The organism is Nostoc sp., from assembly GCF_036916575.1.
Taxonomy (GTDB): domain Bacteria; phylum Cyanobacteriota; class Cyanobacteriia; order Cyanobacteriales; family Nostocaceae; genus Nostoc.
The window spans coordinates 1-16,366 of sequence record NZ_JBALGC010000057.1 but is presented as its reverse complement, the minus strand read 5'-3'; the positions used below and the strand labels follow the sequence as shown (position 1 = coordinate 16,366).

General features: G+C 47.1%; 18 protein-coding genes and 3 pseudogenes. 13 read left to right on the top strand and 8 right to left on the bottom strand.

All coding sequences use genetic code 11. The features are described 5' to 3' along the window. Position 1: 1 nt before the first annotated feature. Positions 2–1,015, bottom strand: a pseudogene (locus tag V7L29_RS13360) (IS701 family transposase). Between the two features lie 45 nt (positions 1,016–1,060). Between V7L29_RS13360 and V7L29_RS13355 the strand changes: the two are divergent. The 3 genes from V7L29_RS13355 to V7L29_RS13345 all read left to right on the top strand — a co-directional run bounded on the left by V7L29_RS13355 (position 1,061) and on the right by V7L29_RS13345 (position 2,041). Beyond that, a complete protein-coding gene (locus V7L29_RS13355) occupies positions 1,061–1,183 on the top strand; it encodes a hypothetical protein (RefSeq protein ID WP_334735776.1) in 123 nt (40 codons plus the stop codon). 3 nt (positions 1,184–1,186) lie between these two features. Further along, on the top strand, positions 1,187–1,693 hold the full coding sequence (locus V7L29_RS13350) for a GUN4 domain-containing protein (RefSeq protein ID WP_334735790.1): 507 nt from the start codon (positions 1,187–1,189) through the stop codon (positions 1,691–1,693). 126 nt (positions 1,694–1,819) lie between these two features. Next, positions 1,820–2,041, top strand: a complete 222-nt coding sequence (locus V7L29_RS13345) for a hypothetical protein (RefSeq protein ID WP_334735775.1) — start codon at positions 1,820–1,822, stop codon at positions 2,039–2,041. 165 nt (positions 2,042–2,206) lie between these two features. On the opposite strand, the gene V7L29_RS13340 is transcribed toward V7L29_RS13345, so the two are convergent. Both V7L29_RS13340 and V7L29_RS13335 read right to left on the bottom strand, forming a co-directional pair. Continuing rightward, the gene (locus V7L29_RS13340) at positions 2,207–2,776 is read right to left on the bottom strand and encodes a hypothetical protein (protein WP_334735774.1); all 570 of its coding nucleotides are present in this window, start codon (positions 2,774–2,776) and stop codon (positions 2,207–2,209) included. A gap of 28 nt (positions 2,777–2,804) precedes the next feature. Beyond that, positions 2,805–4,205, bottom strand: a complete 1,401-nt coding sequence (locus tag V7L29_RS13335) for a DNA adenine methylase (RefSeq protein ID WP_334735773.1) — start codon at positions 4,203–4,205, stop codon at positions 2,805–2,807. A gap of 251 nt (positions 4,206–4,456) precedes the next feature. Between V7L29_RS13335 and mobQ the strand changes: the two genes are divergently transcribed. After that, positions 4,457–6,298, top strand: coding sequence for a MobQ family relaxase (gene mobQ / locus V7L29_RS13330; protein ID WP_334735789.1), 1,842 nt, complete (start codon positions 4,457–4,459; stop codon positions 6,296–6,298). An 84-nt stretch (positions 6,299–6,382) separates the two neighbouring features. Here mobQ and V7L29_RS13325 read toward each other — a convergent pair whose 3' ends face one another. The 3 genes from V7L29_RS13325 to V7L29_RS13315 form a co-directional block, all read right to left on the bottom strand. Then, a complete protein-coding gene (locus V7L29_RS13325) occupies positions 6,383–6,805 on the bottom strand; it encodes a DUF4267 domain-containing protein (protein WP_334735772.1) in 423 nt (140 codons plus the stop codon). A 658-nt stretch (positions 6,806–7,463) separates the two neighbouring features. Further along, the gene (locus V7L29_RS13320; protein WP_334735771.1) at positions 7,464–7,781 is read right to left on the bottom strand and encodes a hypothetical protein; all 318 of its coding nucleotides are present in this window, start codon (positions 7,779–7,781) and stop codon (positions 7,464–7,466) included. 69 nt (positions 7,782–7,850) lie between these two features. Next, a complete protein-coding gene (locus tag V7L29_RS13315; protein ID WP_334735770.1) occupies positions 7,851–8,060 on the bottom strand; it encodes a DUF4267 domain-containing protein in 210 nt (69 codons plus the stop codon). A 279-nt stretch (positions 8,061–8,339) separates the two neighbouring features. On the opposite strand from V7L29_RS13315, the gene V7L29_RS13310 reads away from it, so the two are divergent. The 3 genes and pseudogenes from V7L29_RS13310 to V7L29_RS13300 all read left to right on the top strand — a co-directional run bounded on the left by V7L29_RS13310 (position 8,340) and on the right by V7L29_RS13300 (position 9,634). Further along, positions 8,340–8,948, top strand: coding sequence for a TetR/AcrR family transcriptional regulator (locus tag V7L29_RS13310; protein ID WP_334735769.1), 609 nt, complete (start codon positions 8,340–8,342; stop codon positions 8,946–8,948). A gap of 69 nt (positions 8,949–9,017) precedes the next feature. Then, positions 9,018–9,194: pseudogene (locus V7L29_RS13305) on the top strand (IS66 family transposase); the annotation flags it as partial. A gap of 284 nt (positions 9,195–9,478) precedes the next feature. Further along, entirely contained in the window at positions 9,479–9,634 is a 156-nt protein-coding gene (locus tag V7L29_RS13300) for a hypothetical protein (protein WP_334735768.1), read from the top strand. Positions 9,635–9,762: 128 nt separating this feature from the next. Here the strand turns inward: V7L29_RS13300 and V7L29_RS13295 are convergent. Then, positions 9,763–9,861 (bottom strand): annotated as a pseudogene (locus V7L29_RS13295) (IS5/IS1182 family transposase); the annotation flags it as partial. A 170-nt stretch (positions 9,862–10,031) separates the two neighbouring features. On the opposite strand from V7L29_RS13295, the gene V7L29_RS13290 reads away from it, so the two are divergent. Then, complete coding sequence (locus V7L29_RS13290) at positions 10,032–10,196, top strand: hypothetical protein (RefSeq protein WP_334735791.1); 165 nt, start codon at positions 10,032–10,034, stop codon at positions 10,194–10,196. Positions 10,197–10,268: 72 nt separating this feature from the next. On the opposite strand, the gene V7L29_RS13285 is transcribed toward V7L29_RS13290, so the two are convergent. Beyond that, on the bottom strand, positions 10,269–11,189 hold the full coding sequence (locus V7L29_RS13285; RefSeq protein WP_334692828.1) for an AraC family transcriptional regulator: 921 nt from the start codon (positions 11,187–11,189) through the stop codon (positions 10,269–10,271). A 302-nt stretch (positions 11,190–11,491) separates the two neighbouring features. Here V7L29_RS13285 and V7L29_RS13280 point away from each other — a divergent pair, with 302 nt between their 5' ends. From V7L29_RS13280 to V7L29_RS13260, 5 genes are all read left to right on the top strand, one after another. Beyond that, positions 11,492–12,457 (top strand): quinone oxidoreductase family protein, encoded by a 966-nt coding sequence (locus V7L29_RS13280; RefSeq protein WP_334692827.1) that lies wholly within the window; start codon positions 11,492–11,494, stop codon positions 12,455–12,457. Positions 12,458–12,495: 38 nt separating this feature from the next. Beyond that, positions 12,496–12,780: a hypothetical protein gene (locus V7L29_RS13275; protein ID WP_334735767.1), complete on the top strand. Its 285-nt coding sequence runs from the start codon at positions 12,496–12,498 to the stop codon at positions 12,778–12,780. A gap of 199 nt (positions 12,781–12,979) precedes the next feature. After that, a complete protein-coding gene (locus V7L29_RS13270) occupies positions 12,980–13,909 on the top strand; it encodes an NADP-dependent oxidoreductase (RefSeq protein ID WP_334688603.1) in 930 nt (309 codons plus the stop codon). 284 nt (positions 13,910–14,193) lie between these two features. Continuing rightward, complete coding sequence (locus V7L29_RS13265; protein ID WP_334735766.1) at positions 14,194–14,949, top strand: SDR family oxidoreductase; 756 nt, start codon at positions 14,194–14,196, stop codon at positions 14,947–14,949. A gap of 125 nt (positions 14,950–15,074) precedes the next feature. After that, positions 15,075–15,974 carry an aldo/keto reductase family oxidoreductase gene (locus V7L29_RS13260; RefSeq protein ID WP_334735765.1) on the top strand — a complete coding sequence of 300 codons (900 nt, stop codon included), beginning with the start codon at positions 15,075–15,077 and terminating at the stop codon, positions 15,972–15,974. Positions 15,975–16,366 lie beyond the last annotated feature (392 nt).

Genomic DNA, 16,366 nt, shown 5'->3' with positions numbered 1-16,366 from the left:
ATCAAATCAAGCACATAGGAATACTTGGGCGTTTTCGTTGTTGAATTAAATAATTAGAAAGTAAATTATGCTTGATTTAATAAACAGTTTGACCAGTTTGATAGGCGAAATTATTTAATCTAATCCAAACCAACATTGCACAAGCAATATGATTTCTTTGAAGCCTAGCTTGACGACATTGACAAGATTCAATGCCTGTTAGTTGTTTAATCTCTCTGTGAAACTCCTCGATTTTCCAAGGAATTTTACACACCTTTTGTACAACATCCGTGGAGCTTTGAGATAAATCGTTAGTGGCGATATAATCCGTTCTGTTGGTAGAAACAGTAACCCGGAATAGGTTCACTTTTTTCTGAGCGGGAAACCCTTTAATTTTTATGATCTTACCACATTCTAACTTTTCAGGACTCCATTCTAATAATTCAATACGTTGAGATTTTTCTTTGGCAAATATATCGTCAACTAACCGATTATTTTTGAAAGGGCAATAATAAATTTTTTCTAAACTCTCAATATAAAACATGAAACTATGTACGGCATACCATCTGTCCATCAAAACAGTATCAAATGCTAAAAGCTTATGATATACAAGGTTTTGCAGCATGTCTTTCACATGGTCTATCTTGGTTTTACCATCAACATCAGGATTAAAAATGCGGTAATCTATTACCCAAAATCTTTGAATACTAGGGTTGACATACACGCAACTAACTACACCAATACCTTTGAGGACACCATGCTCATTACCGCTATATTGTCTCCTGACTATTTCTATTTCTTCAGAATACCTTTTATCTAAAACGCTATCATCAAATATTATGTATCCATTGTCATCAGGCTCAACTACCTCTTTCAAGTTATCCCAAAGTAATCGAGGTGTTAACTTTTCTCTCTTCAAATAGTAGTTAATTGCATCATGGCTAATAGTCTTTAAATCCTCTGCCAAATTGGTCATTGTATAATTAATTTGACTACTTAATAAGTATTGGCAGTAATTAAGCTTAGTAAATCTCATTACCCTAAGCAACATTTATCTCATACAACCTCTACCTATTTTCTCATGAATATTTCATGCTTTGCTTCCAATACATCGGCTTCTATTACGAATACAAGGCTTTCGGTATCAGATTTAACTAATACCCATGTACTAGAAATTGGCGATCGCATTGTGCCAGTTGCGTAAGTCCTGTACCGTTTTGGTTTAAGTATCCAAAAAAGAATTTGGGAAGAAGTGGATCGTAACCCAGAGAAATTTTGCCATCGTGTTGGCTGGAATGCTTTGTTAAGTGATATTTCTAATTTTGAGACATCAATCAATTTTAGTCTCTCTGCGCCTGAAGGTCACTTACCAGTAATAAACTTTCAAAAAAACAAATATAATAATGACTCTCTGCATTTATTGGAAGAAATATTTTCATGTTTTGATACTTTTTTCCCCACTACAAATCCCTATCCAATTTTATTGAAAGGATTACCTAATAGCTGGGCTGATCTTCAATTGCAAGCGATAGGAACAGGAGTTTTAGATTTAAGATTATATTTGGACGAGCCGTACGATCATCTTTTTTATCATCAAGAAATTTTTTATAGTGGAGATAAAGACTACGACCAAAATGTGATTTCTATTCCTTTACCACCCAAGGTTTTGAAAAAAAGTTTATCAGGAAGTTTAATCTTTAAGTCCTCTGGATAAATTCTTTCTTCTCTTTTCATTGCAATTAAAATTATCTGTCCAATAAACGAGCAAAACTGTCAAAAATTAATTGAGATTAAGGAATTATATCAGAAAGAAGATTGCGGACTTTATCGACTATTACAATTGCAAAAAGAAGTTTTTGGAGAAAATCATCAATATACCATAATCAGTTTGTATAAACTAGCACAAAATTGTGAAAAGGCTAATCGCTTTGTAGAGTCTGAACTATTTAATAATCAAAGAAGAAAGATATTGAGTAATCGACAGAAAATAGAAATAGGAGATGGTCCTTCTAAAATCTTGCTATTCTTAGATCCCAGTGAGATTGTCATTGCAGGAGACTGAAGAAGTTAAGTGTACGCTAAGATCATTTGATTTATCGGTCAGTTGAATTGCTACAGCATATCAAGCAATGCAGCGATACCGCTAGAGAATTCAAGCAAAGGGGGGAATGTCCATGTCTGGGACGCCTCGGTTTGAATACCTCTAGGGCATGTTTATGTTCAACGATTAAGCATTTGCGATGCTAACTTGATGGTCTAAAATTTCCTTCAAAATAGAAAGGACAAGTTTTAGTTCGTAGATTTTGCAATGATTGATTAAGGCGACAAGATACTCTTTCGTAATTCCTTTACCTTTGACTTTCATTTCGCTTGAAAAGAACCCTTGCTCTCGAAGTTTTAAGCAAGCAATTCTATTCTGTTTGAAGTTCATCACTTCCACTAGCTTTTGAATCTCTTCAAGCTTATGAGTATTGGAAATGAAATGCATGGATTCTTCTAAATCTGCTTGAAGCTGTTTTGCATACGTCAAGCAATTTGCTAAATGTTCTTCAAGGTCTGGATGGCTGAGAGGATGTTGAGTTACTTCTCGCCAAAAATTATCGTCTCTTAATGATTCGATGTTATGAACAATATTACTCGATTGAAGCTCCAAAATTTCATGAGGCATGGTGACGATTGTCTGATCTAGAGAAGCAAGACTCAAGTTTTCAGCATGTGCCGTTTGTGGGGTAAAGAAAAAGTAAGAAATCGCTGAGAAGATGGCGATAAAAAAATAGACAGCAAGTACAAATTGCATAAATTTACATCAAGTATTGGTGAATAATTCAAGCCCTTAAGCTTTCAACGAGTCCTGGAAGGACTTGAGAGACAGGATTTTGAGTGAAGGGTGCAAAATCCTGTGATTGCGTCTTTTTGCAAAGATGCAAAAGGTTTGAATATTCCCTATAAACTTTTTTTCTATATTTCAAGCGGTAATTACAGTTTCTTCCTCCTTTTGGTTCCCGGATGAGCAATTCGCCCCCTTTCCTTGCATAGGACTGCTTGTAGTTGTTCATAGTATACTGGCAGCGCCAGTCTGATATTTTGGCGAACTTAAACAACTGACGAATTTCCGGCGAATCATCATAGGTAATCAGCCATCGGTGCTGTGAGCGTTGAGCGTGATAGGCAAAACGCTGATGATCGAAGCTGGCGTGAACCTCGCCCCGTTCCCCATAAAGCTTCTGTGCGCTGAAGTAGGGCGGATCAAGGTGCAGAAAAACCTGCTTTCTCGGTTCTTCCAATAAGGTTTCAAAGCTCAGGGCAGTAATATTAATCCCCTTAAGCAACGGCGCAACCACCCCCAGCTTGTTGATTGACTCTCCTGTAAACCGTCCTTTGAAAGCCTGCTCTGAATATCCCCCAGCTTCAATCACGCCAGAAAATGTAATGCAGTTGAGGATGAAAAACCGTGCTGCTCGTGTGATCAGATTCCACGGTTCGAGGCTCCAAATCAGATGCTGATAGAGGGATCTTCCGGCAGGGTAACGCTGGCGTAATCCCATAATTTCTTGGATCAACGCGGCGCTGTCGTCTCGTAGCACCTGCCAAAATCCGGCAATGTCGGGTTGAATGTCATTGATCCATACACGGGACAAGCGATCGCCAAACAGGGATTTTACTGCCAGTGCGACGGATGCGCCACCTGCAAAAGGTTCGCGGAACTCCTGAATATTGGTGGGAATGAAGGGTAGGAGTACATCCAGAGCTTTTGCTTTACCGCCAGGGTAGCGCAGCGGGCTTTTCCCCTCCAATACTGTGTTTTCTGTTTTGTATGCTTGGCGGATTAACTGCAAAAAATCTTTATCCAGCGTGTTCTTTTGACTTTGCACCGTATTGGGAGACACGCCAAATTGCGAAGCAATGGAGCGTACCGACTTACCTTCCAGTAGATGTCGCCGAATTTTACGATCGCTTCCCTCTTTCCATCCTAGCCGTGCATATTGCTTGCGAAAGTTTCGACCGCAGTCCTTACACTGAAGTTTTTGGGAACCAGAAGGCTGATGTGTCCCATTGCGGCGGACATGAGGGAAAGTGCAGCATGGGCAAGGGGACAGGGACAAGCAGGCATCATCGGTGGTTGTGGTTGAGCAAAGGTATTTTGAGATGTTGCAGAATGACTGATTTATACCAGTCATTTTGTAACAAATTCCAAATCTGTCAAATACCCATGAACTCTTTTGCATGAACTACCGTTTCTTTGAGAAATTCGGGTTGCACAGGTGTTTGAGGTCATTTTCTGACCACTATTGCATCCAGAAGGGGTGCTTAATACTGCAGTTATACATTGCCCCTGCTCCGCAGGGCACAAAGCCCTGTACGGGCTTTGCGTTCGCAATGTCACTGCGTTGGGGGATTCCCCCAAACCCCCTAACCACAAAGTGTGAGGAGAATCACTGAAAAAGTTGGTGCTCTAGGGTAGTCGAGTACGCCTAAAATAAGAATAACACTCACAAAGAGTCACCGTGGCAGAGGCGGCGTATTACAGCTGGAAAACAAGATTGTCACGCGGGGAAAGGGGCATTCGGCGGTGGCGGCGGCAGCCTACAATGCTGCGGAAAAGCTCTACGATGAACGCACCGGCACGACATACGACTTTACCCGCAAGCAAGATGTCTACCATTCAGAAATTCTTGCACCTGCCAACGCACCCGCCTGGGTGTTCGACCGTAAGCAGCTATGGAACCAGGCAGAGTCCCATGAAAAACGCGTTGATTCGCAGGTAGCCCGGCAATTGATTTTGTCGCTGCCAAACTGTTTGTCCCATGACGAAAAATTGCATGTGACGCGCCGCTTTTTGCAGCGGGAGTGCGTGGCGATGGGAATGGCCGCTGACGTGGCATTCCATGATTTTGAAGGGGATAAAAGTCACAATCCCCATGCTCATGTGCTTCTGACGATGCGCGAGGTAGGAAGTGACGGTTTTGCTGCAAAGAAAAACCGTAATTGGAACAAGGTGGCGCAGCATCAGCTTTGGCGGGAGAGGTGGGCTGACCATCTCAATCAGCATTTTGAACAAAAGGGATATGATGCCCGTGTGGATCACCGGAGCTATGCGGCGCAAGGCATCGACCGGATGCCGCAAATCCATGAGGGACGGGCTGTCAGGGTTATTCGTGATCAAATCGCCAATGGACAGCGTACCCAAACAACCTCCGCGATCGATTTCAACTCCAAGGTGATGGAGTTTAACCAGCTTCAGAGGGAAATTGCTACCCTCCAGCGAGAGATTGCCGAGGAGGAGAAACGCCAGCTTCAAGCTGTGCAGCAAAATGTTCAGGAACAGGATCATACGGCGGCAAGCCGCTCAAAAACCCCCAGCAGCGCCGCAGAGGAGATCACCAGCAATGCCATGCAGGCGGTGTTGTTAGATAAGAAACTTGCAACACAAGATGCGAGCATAAAAAAAGAAAACGTTCAGTCCCCGGCAAAGTCTACAGAGAACGCCCCTTCGCACGCCAGACCAAATGCACCACCCAGAGAACCCCGCGACCGTACCTATCTTGCTGTCAAAAATCAGCTGACAGCAATGGGGGGAAATGGATGGTTTGAAATTGGCATCCGTCATGATGCAGAAGATGCAGCAAAAAGCTACTTCCATGAAAAAACCTGGCACAAAGACCATCTGCTGAAAGTTGACCCGGAAACGGGAAAAACGCCTGTTTTAAATTACCTCAAAGCCGAAAATGCCTGTGGTAGTGATATCTATGTGCGTCCTGCCCGTCTGCCGAATGGGGACACCCAAGGGCTGATTCTCCTAGATGACCTCGACCCGGTGATGGTGGAAGACCTGCATGATCAGGGGTTGCAGCCATGTGTAGTGGTGGAAACAAGCTTCAAAAATTGTCAAGTCTGGATCAAAATTTGCGATCGCTTAAAGCGGGATGAATCCTCCCATCTCGCCAAGATTCTTGCCAAGGAAACGGGGGGCGATCCGGGTAGCGCCGGCTATCAGCATTATGGGCGCTTGGCGAGATTCACTAACCGCAAAGAAAAACATCTCGATGTGTACAGCGGCAAGTATCCGTGGGTGATGTTGCGCGAAGCCCAAATGCGGCAGGCCAGTCAAGCAAGCCACTTTCAAGAACTCGCGCGCCGGGCAAGCAGCCGACGAGAAAGCCCAGCTGCAAGAAGCGATGGCGAAGCGCACTGCAGCAGCGATGTCGCTGACGGAAGTGGCTTCAACAATCAATGCCGGATGTTGATTGATGACACGCAGCCAGGGAGTCCGAAGTTCGTCGTAATTTTTCTGTCCTGGCAGACAAACACGACCTTGTAGTGCGCTGATCAAACCTTCTATGGATTTGGATAGTTCTACCGCTTTCATTATATTTGCCTCTTTGATAGCGTCACTTTTACAGTCTCAATTTCTTTTGAGTAGAACACTGGCTAAAACAATCAAGTACAAAGCCGTGCCACCGTGAATCATCAGTGCAGCAATGTTACTCATTCCAATGTTGATATACACATTCAACAAGTCACCTAACGGAATGAGCGCCACTATGAAGAGAAAGGCAGACAATACCTGACGAGTCACTTTTATCCAAAGAAAGACAATCACAAACAAACCGGATACGATGTCGCGCGTTCCCTTTGCCCAGAGATAGGCATAAGTATCTGTGCTATCAACGGGTACACCGAAACCTGCTGCTCCAACCAACGGTGCAATAATAAACCGGGCACCAATAAAGATGATGCCAACGGCAGGCAAAACCACCAGCCAAAATAGCAGGGAGTTCATCGGTAAATCATTAGCATTGGTTGACAAATCATTCCGTTGAGTCATCGTTATCCTCCACAAATCATTTGAATTGATAACCGTAAAATTGAGCATCGCTGCATATTTTCTTAATGGACAGCTGTAACTGACGCCAAGCGCGTTTCCCGTTACTTATCCAGATCATGGATCTCTCAGCGGACCGCGACGTATGTGAATAGGATGGATGCGACGGCGAGAGCGACTATACGCACGCGATGTCTTCTGTCCCAGGTACGATGTATTGCTTGCCATCCAGCAGCACCTTCGACCACACGATTATTTAGTGGCACCAGGAAGAGGATCGTGGCGAGCACAGTAAGAAACCAGATCACACTGGCCGTGAGCAGGATCACAAACCCTGGCGTGTGCCGATAAAGCCAGGTCTCAACCCCGAGTAGTAGGAGATCGGCCGTGTACCACACCGGCATTACCTTACCAAGCACGGCAGCGTAATGACCCAGCATTCTCGCTTGCGGCTCGGGGTCAAGACGCCATGCGCTAGGGTTTACGAACGCGGAAACAGAAAACTCGGAGCCCACTAGCAGAAGCAAGCTGAACACAGCGGCCACATTGAACAAGTGCATGAACAACTCCTTTGATGGCTTCGGACGAACGTTAAGTTGAGAGGGGCCGGGAAGTCAGTTTTTAGCATGGTTGTGCGACCGGCTCTTTACAGGAAGCGATTTTAGCTTAGAGGTGACCCATCTCCTGGGATAAGGAGAAGAGTGTCAACGCCTTCGATCTGTGCCACATCGAATCCGCTCATGTCTTGCTTGAACGCATCGGTTTGCATGTACTCACGTGTGACGACCTCAGGATCGGCTTGCTCGCCGAAGCTTATGAGCGCAACTACGTTCCGCGGCGCCGAGGGAGCCGAGAAGAAGGCATGCGTCTCCACGCCGAACAGCTCAAGGCTTTTGACATGTAGTACCCAATGAGGCAGGTAAGCGGTAGCGGCCTCTTCTGTTCGGAGACGATAGGTTCTGAGCTGAAACTTTCGCATAGGATTCTCCTTGTTGCTCTGTTTGTGGTGAGGTCTTGATACCCGTTCTCTTGCTATTGGGGCATCAGCTTAGAAGGCATGGATCAGCAAGAGGCCAGCGAAAAGCATCACTAAGCAGGTCATGCCATGAACGGAAAACGCCGTAGCTTTACGCCCGCCTGACGCCAGAACGTTGGACATGTCGCCAAGCAAGATGACGGCGAGGGCTAGGAGGGCAATGCCCACCGTCTTGCTGTTCGTGGTCAGCATCAGGGTCAGCACGGCCAATCCAGAGGCCACATCCCGACCCCTTTTGTGCGAAGCTAGGCGCTAGTGTTCGCTTCAGCAGCAGGTGGCTCGAGGCCAAACGAACCTACGACCCGCTCCGGAGCTGCAATGTAAAAGCAACCGATCACCATAATCGTGACAGAAACAAAGACGGCCAGAGAAAGCGGAATAGCGGCATGCATAATTTATTTTCTCTTTAGAAATACTAGCAACGCTATTATAAATGCAAATGAAGTGACTTAAAACTCCATAGTGTAAAATAATTTCTAGCGGTGCTATGATCACTTTGGTATGACGACCCAGCGAATTGAGGAACGAAAGGCGCGGGACAGGCAGGCTCGCCGGGCACAGATCATCCGTGCGGCTCGACAGGTCGCGGAATCCGAAGGATGGTCCAACGTTACCGTGCGGCGGCTATCGGACGAGATATCCTACAGCCAACCCGTCTTGTACTCCCACTTTGAGAACCGCGAGGGCATTGTCGCCGCAGTCGCCATTGAGGGTTTCCAGGAGCTGGGCTTGGCTTTGGAGAAGGCGCGGTTACGGGGAAAGCGCAGAAACCCAGTCGAGGCAGTGGCGAGCGGCTACCTGGAGTTCGCCACCGCTTCACCCGCTATATACGAAGCGATGTTTTCGCTTAGCCTGAGCGTGCCTTTCGGAGATCCCGCCACTCCTCCCGAGTTGAGATTTGCGTTCTCCCAAATCCTGGAGCTCTTTCCTGAGCAGAGCACGAAGTCCGAAACCCTGTCGGAATTGTTCTGGGCGAGCCTTCATGGCATAGTCGAGTTGACAAGAACCAAGCGATTTCCGCCTAAACGACAGAAAGAACGCTTGCGGGCGCTTGTGGAAGTCTTCAGTTTTGCAATCGACAAGATGGCGCAGGTGGAGAAATCGCAATGACAGCGCTCTTGGCGTTGCATAATGGGATAATGATTAAGGCGGGATAGGAACAACTCCCGTACGCAGATGGTTAGTGGTGGTTCCCGTTCGATGGAGCGGTTTCAACACACTGCTAATTTGCTGACGGTGGTGCAGACTTGCCGACGTCAAGGTCGGTCTGTAATTGATTTTTTTGCACAAGCTCTACTAGCTGACTCTAATAATTATCTGTCTCGCCCTTCTTTACTTTTGCAATATTATACCTGAATCCTTACGTATTTTTATTTATCCTTTACTGCCTGATCATTATAAGTTCGCCTTCTTTAGGATTACGTGCATTATCTTCATTAGTATTTTTCCATCAGCACTGACCTAACCGCAGCAGTCTGCTGGTAATGCAACTTCGACCAATCCAAAGTGCTTGCATCACAAGCACCATTGGTTAGCAGTCGAGCGATCGCATAGTGTGCTGGGAACCTTCACCCAGATAAGCATTGAGCCGAGATCTCTGCCAAAGTGAAAATCTTGCTACTTTTGCAAGTCTTACACCTATGTCATCAGTTCTAGCTGATGAACTTTTCTACAACACTAGCAATGGTGCGGCTGCTATTGGTGTTTTTGATCGCTCTGGCAATTACACACAATTAAACGCCTATGCTGCGCGAGGCTTTAGTACTGGTTGGACAAAGATTATAGAACAGCCGTAGCTACTGGCGGTATTAGATGATTTTCCCGATTCGGGAAAACTTGTAATCGCGTTAATCTCTCACAAACGCGATCACAACAGGAGCAACACGTCCTGTAAAGTCCTATAAAAGTCAGAGTGAGCCAAAAATTATGCCAACCGTCGAAGCATGATACGAATCATGGCAATATAGATGAATGTCTCGGAAGTTTCAGGCAGTCGTTCATAATCTTTACTTAAACGCTGACACCAATTAAGCAAGCCTTAAGGGACTTCCAGAAAATAAACTATTCGCTTAATAATAATGATAATCATTTTAAAGGGGGGATGAAGGGGCTGCCGTCGGCAGCCCCTTCATCCCCCCTTTTGTAGTAATTTGAATAATGACTGAGTTTTTGAGTTTTTGAGTGTGGCAACTGGTGGCTATAGTATTAACTGATTCTCTTAAAAAGTTGTTGATTGAAACTGCATCTCAATTAAAAGGTGCAGCAAAGCGTAAATTTAGGGAGCATCCCAATTTTTTAACCCTTACAGCTACTGACTTACACCTTATCGAGCGTGCCATTCGTCTTTGGGATGATTAATGTTTAGAACCCCTGCTGAATTGTTGCCTATCTCCCCTAAAATTTTTCGCTCTCCTTTTTGGGGCAAGGTCATCAAGCTGATCGTAATCGTTCGATATCTCGCATTGGTGGCGCACCGAACAGGCGGGAATATTCCCGACTGAACTGTGAGGGACTTTCGTACCCAACCTGGTAGGCAGCAGAGGTGGCATCGCAATCTTCCGTTAGCATCAGGCGACGGGCTTCTAACAGTCTTAACTGCTTTTGATATTGAAGTGGACTTATTGAGGTCACCTGCTTGAAGTGCTGATGAAAGGATGAAGTAGACATCCTTACCTGCTTTGCTAATTCCTCGACTCGCATCGGCTGAGTAAAGTTAGACTTGATTTGTTTGATCGTTGAAGCAATTCGCTGCATACTGCTGCCAGATGTAGCAATTTGGCGCACGGCTTCACTTTGTTCCCCGATCAGCAGACGGTAGTAGAGTTCCCGAATCATCATCGGTGCCAGCATGGGAATATCTTGGGGTGTATCTAAGAGCTTTGTGAGGCGAAGGGCACACTCAAGCAACGTCGCATCAGCGTTGCTCACAAATAAGCCTCGGACGGAGTTCTCTTTCTTCGCTGAACTAAAATTCATTTGAGCAGCCATTTCACAAAGCTGCATTGGATCTAGAGTCAGCTTTAATCCTAAATACGGTTGATCGGTTGTCGCCTCGACAATACACCCACCGATGGGGAGATCAACTGAGACAACAAGACATTGCCCTATCTCATAGGGATACGTTTCCTCTCCCAGTATTATGTTTTTCTTGCCTTGAACGAGAATGCCCAGACACGGTTCATAATCCTGGTAAATGACGGCAGATGACGCATTTGATCGCGAAAAGCTCAAGGGTGCGATCGCAGTTGGATAAACAAGGTTGCTATTGGCTTCGGTGTGCCGCGCCACTAATGTCGCCAGCGCTTGGCACTGATCTGCAACTACCTCAGAATTGGCGATAACGAAAGTCATGGTAAAGCCTCGACTCATTCAATGCCCTACACGATTATAGAATGTCTTCAAGCGATTCATGCTGGAGAATTAGGCAAGGATCAAAGAGTTTTAGGCATTGGAAACGCTGGATCGAATTTGTAGGATAAAAGCATGGAGATTGAGACCTTAAAGAGCCCGAAGAACTATGCTGCATTTGTTTCCTAAAACGATTAAAAACTTCTTGGAGAAAATGGCAATCCGTCCAAACAAACTTTGTCAGCAGTTTTACGTCTGTGAACCCCTCAATAACAACTGAAGTAATGAACAGGAGAACCTAATTTATGCAAAATACTCCCCAACAAATGAAAGCAATGGCTGTTGACGAGTTCGGCGGCCCTGACAAGCTGACTTTGCACACCTTACCCGTGCCTACGGTGGATGCGGGCGAAGTTTTGATTCGCATTGAGATTGCCGGAGTTGGCATCTGGGACGCAATGGAGCGTGAAGGTAAGCTGGTGTATAATGAAGTCCACTTTCCGCGTGTGCTGGGCGGCGAATGTGCAGGCACGATTGTTGCGATTGGCAATGGCGTTGAGCGGTTTGCGGTTGGCGATCGCGTTTACGCCCAGAGCTTCATGAACGACAAGGGCGGTAGCTATGCAGAATATGTCGTCGTCTCTGAAAAGACGGTCGCACCGATGCCCGATGGTCTCGATATTGTGATGGCGGGCGGGCTACCCATTGCTGGTGTAACGGCACTCAGTAATTTGCAAGCACTGGGGACAGGCAACAAAACCACATTAATACTGTGGGGCGCCAGCGGTGGCGTCGGTCACGTCGCGCTTCAACTGGCTAAACGCATGGGCGCAAACGTTTTCGCGATCGCATCGGGTGCAGACGGTGTAGCTTTGGCTAAGCAACTAGGTGCTGATGAAGCGGTGGACGGACGCAGCGACGACATTGTGCAACGCGCCCGCGCCTTTGCACCCGATGGCTTCGATGCTGCACTGGTGCTGGTGGGCGGCAACACAGTTCAATCCACGCTCTCGTTAGTGCATCAGGGCGGAATTATCGCCTTTCCTAACGGCGTAATACCCGAACCCAAAGCGCCCTCAGGTGTAGAACTCAAGAAGGCAAATGGGTTCGCTAACCGGATGCTGTTAGACGAACTTAACCGATTGATCGACATGGGTGAGTTTCAAGTTCACATCGCGCAGACATTTGGGCTGGAAGAGGCGGCACAAGCGCAGTCAGCGATGAAACAGCACTATCTGGGCAAAATCGTGTTGCGCGTGAGCGGCGAATAAGCGCTTATCAAAAGAATGTCGCCGTAAATCACCAACCTTTGCCCAACAAGGCGCTGCACCCGACCGCCTACAGCCTGGGCTGCGCTCGTTCCTCGCTTGGTACGCCAACCGCTTTAGGTCGTGTAGGTGTCCTGGATGATATTGGAGGTGCGATGGCACGGAGTACCCACCAAGGGCGATCCCGGCGTTGCTATCTGAAGACAATCGCTAGATCACGGGACAGAGAATCGAAGTCTCTGGCGGTCAATCTCTCTGAGTATACGAAGACTCTACGAGGATATTTCTTGAGTTGGGCGGATAAGCAAATGGATAACGGGACTTAAACATTTTTTTGGGACAAACAAGCCTCAAACCCATACAGAGTAAGGGGAATACACCAAATACTCAAAAATGCCTCAAACCCAGATATATCAACAAACTAAGCCTAATGATGTCAAAGTCTTTCTGTATATAGATTTGAGGCTCTTTTATGGGTGTTTTTTGTCTAAGTCCCAATAACAACGAATTCAGAGGAGGAATAAAATGTCAAAAGCAGTGCGCTTTAATCACTATGGCGGTGTGGATGTCCTCAATGTCGTCGAGGTTGAAAAACCTTCACCCAGTCAGGGTCGGGTTCTGGTTCGCGTCGTTACTGCGGGAACAAATCCCGGTGAGATTTTAATCCGAGAAGGTCAGCTTGAGCAGAAGTATCCAACGACGTTTCCCTGTGGTGAAGGAGCAGACTTCGCTGGCATCGTGGCTGAACTGGGAGAGGGCGTCACCAGTCCTGCTGTAGGTACTGCGGTTCTAGGCTGGTCGAATGAGCGTTCTGCCCAAGCAGAGTTTGTCTGTGTCCCTGCGGAGCAAGTGATTGTCAAGCCTGAATCGCTGAGTTGGGAGGTGGCGGGTGCCCTGTTCATCGTAGCATCGACTGCAAAGGCTGCCGTTGCAGCAGTGGCTCCTCAACGGGGAGAAACAATTCTGGTCTCTGGTGCAGCGGGCGGCGTGGGATTGATCGTGACGCAATTGGTGCTGCGGACTGGCGCTAAGGTTGTCGGTGCGGCGGGAGCATCGCGCCACAACTGGTTGCGATCGCTCGGCGCAATTCCTGTTGGCTACGACGACGATTTGCAGGCAAGCTTGAGTCGTGTGGCTCCAGATGCCTTTGATGCAGTCATTGACACGGTGGGTCACGGGTATGTCGATCTCGCGATCAAGCTAGGGGTTGCGCCGAATCGCATCAATACGATCATCGATTTTGAGGCAGCGTCTCGACACCATGCACACGCCGATGGCAGCGCTAAGGCTGAGTCGGGTGCGGTTCTGGCTGAGATTGCCCAACTGGTTGCAGACGGTGAGTTGCAAGTTCCGATAGCAGCCGTGTACGACCTCAAAGACGTGCGCCAGGCATACACGCAGTTAGAACAAGGACACACGGGCGGCAAGGTTGTGCTACGGGTGGCAGCGCCTTGATGCTTGAGTTCAGCACAAGCGGAAAACATTGTGGTGCTTGAGAATATAAAAACTGGCTTTCAGCCGTTTTCAATAACTGTTAGTTGGGCTACACGCGCAGCTTAACTCAAGCGTTGATATCTATCTGGATGCTCATGTTGTCAGATAGAACAACTATTACATCAAGCATACCAAAACTGTACAGGAGAACCTACCATGCAAAACACTTCCCAACATTTGCAACAACGTTACTCTTAACAAACCCTGACATTCTTCGTTTCGACATCTTTGCAGGAAAAATACCTATGAATCTCACGGACAATACCATCCTCATCACTGGCGGCACAAGCGGCATCGGTCGTGCGCTTGCCGAGGCTTTCTATCAGAGCGGTAATCAAGTCATTATCGCGGGTCGCCGTCAACATCTCCTCAACGAAATCACCGCCGCTCACTCCGGGATGCACGGGATTCAACTTGATGTCCAAGACCCGGCGGATATCGAAGCCTTTGCGTCCCGCATTCGAGAACAGTTCCCTAAACTCAATGTTCTGATCAACAATGCCGGAATCTCTAAAACCGAAGACCTTACCTCAGACTTGATCGATCTCTCCGTGATGCAGTCTATGATTCAGACTAACATTGTCGGTGTGCTTCACCTCACGGCGGCACTCCTCCCGACTCTCAAACAGCAGCCGCATTCAACGATTATCACCACCACCTCTGGCTTGGCTTTCGTTCCCATGAGTGGATTCCCAACCTATTGCGCGAGCAAGGCTTTTCTGCACTCGTGGTTGCAGTCGCTCCGCGTTCAGCTTCGGGAAACCTCCGTAGATGTTCTTGAACTCGCCCCACCCTATGTACAGACAGAGCTTGGCGGTCCTAGTCAGGCAACTGATCCTGCCGCAATGCCACTCGCTGACTTTATTGCTGAAGTGATGCAGATTCTCAGCACTCCAAACCCACCCCAGGGCGAAATCCTTGTTAATCGTTCCAAAGCATATCGATTTGCCCAAAGGAACGGTGATTATGAGCAAATGTTCGCGAGCGGCAACGAACAATGACAAGCGATAGAAATCTATCACTCAACAGGAGAGGGCTTTGAGCACACGCAGCGACATCAATGAGAAATGGACTCTGGTAATTGCTTTCGTTAAATCACTAAAAAATTCTTGGAGAAAGTAGCTATATGTCTGAGCAAACGAACCTTGGTGGCAATTTGACGCTGCCGAACACTTCAATAACAGTGAAGCGCATAGGTTATGGTGCCATGCAACTCGCGGGTCCGAATGTATGGGGTGCGCCGCGAGATGTAGATGCAGCCGTTGCTGTTTTGCGCGAAGCGAGCGTGCAAGGCATTAATCATATCGATACGAGCGACTTCTACGGACCTCACATCACAAATCAGATTATCCGACAAGCGCTGCATCCCTACCCAGAAAATTTGATGATTGTGACCAAGGTTGGGGCGCGTCGTCCTGAAGATGGATCATGGGTTCCCGCGATGTCGCAGCAGGATTTGACCGAAGCAATTCACGACAACCTGCGTAACCTCGGACTCGATGCGATCGATGTTGTCAATCTCCGCTTGATGGGTGACGGTCACGGGCCATCGGAGGGTTCTCTTGCAGAGCCGCTAATGACCTTAGCCGAACTTAAGGAGCAGGGATTAATTCGTCACCTCGGTTTGAGCAATGTCACACCTACGCAGTTGGCAGAGGCGCAAACGATCGCGGAGATTGTCTGTGTGCAGAACCAGTACAACGTGGCACACCGGGAAGATGACGCTTTCATTGACGACCTCGCGAAGCTGGGAATTGCTTATGTGCCGTTCTTCCCGCTGGGTGGGTTCACGCCGCTACAATCTTCGGTACTTGAAAGCGCCGCCAAGTCCTTAGACGCAACACCGATGCAAGTAGCGCTGGCATGGTTGCTTCAGCGCTCCCCCAATATCTTGCTGATTCCCGGCACGTCATCAGTTGAGCATCTGCGTGAGAATATCAAAGCTGCGTCACTGCAACTTCCACAGCAAACCGTGGCTGACCTGAACGCGATCACGGCAAAACCGCTGGCAGATCGCTTGACTTAATACTTTGAGCTTTGACACAAACTGCTTGAGTGCAACACGTTCCCTCGAAACTTCTCATCCTCTGAGTCCGCATCCCCAGCAAATATATTTGCTGGGGGAACTTCAGCTTAAATTTTTGCATTTTCCCAACTAAGGGTCATAAGTTGGTATTCGCCAACGATATCAGATCTCGGCTCAATGCCAAGAAGCGCTGGCAACGTTCACCAGTGGATCTCCTCTTTAGGACGTTATCCCTGTTCTGTCACTCTCCGAAAACATTTGCTATTCCTGAATTCTAGAGCTTCTATAGAACTCTTGCAAAAGTTTTCTATGATATAATTAAGGATTAAATTTCTTTGTGATTAGGACTTGAATTAGCAGTGAAATTTTGGAGAGCCAAGCAGCTTACTTCA

Coding starts and splice junctions, on each gene's coding strand:
- V7L29_RS13265 (WP_334735766.1), top strand. CDS start 14,194: ATGAATCTCACGGACAATACCATCCTCATCACTGGCGGCACAAGCGGC.
- V7L29_RS13285 (WP_334692828.1), bottom strand. CDS start 11,189: ATGACTTTCGTTATCGCCAATTCTGAGGTAGTTGCAGATCAGTGCCAA.
- V7L29_RS13260 (WP_334735765.1), top strand. CDS start 15,075: ATGTCTGAGCAAACGAACCTTGGTGGCAATTTGACGCTGCCGAACACT.
- V7L29_RS13335 (WP_334735773.1), bottom strand. CDS start 4,205: ATGCAAAAGAGTTCATGGGTATTTGACAGATTTGGAATTTGTTACAAA.
- V7L29_RS13270 (WP_334688603.1), top strand. CDS start 12,980: ATGTCAAAAGCAGTGCGCTTTAATCACTATGGCGGTGTGGATGTCCTC.
- V7L29_RS13310 (WP_334735769.1), top strand. CDS start 8,340: ATGACGACCCAGCGAATTGAGGAACGAAAGGCGCGGGACAGGCAGGCT.
- V7L29_RS13340 (WP_334735774.1), bottom strand. CDS start 2,776: ATGCAATTTGTACTTGCTGTCTATTTTTTTATCGCCATCTTCTCAGCG.
- V7L29_RS13280 (WP_334692827.1), top strand. CDS start 11,492: ATGCAAAATACTCCCCAACAAATGAAAGCAATGGCTGTTGACGAGTTC.
- V7L29_RS13300 (WP_334735768.1), top strand. CDS start 9,479: ATGTCATCAGTTCTAGCTGATGAACTTTTCTACAACACTAGCAATGGT.
- V7L29_RS13355 (WP_334735776.1), top strand. CDS start 1,061: ATGAATATTTCATGCTTTGCTTCCAATACATCGGCTTCTATTACGAAT.
- V7L29_RS13325 (WP_334735772.1), bottom strand. CDS start 6,805: ATGACTCAACGGAATGATTTGTCAACCAATGCTAATGATTTACCGATG.
- V7L29_RS13320 (WP_334735771.1), bottom strand. CDS start 7,781: ATGCGAAAGTTTCAGCTCAGAACCTATCGTCTCCGAACAGAAGAGGCC.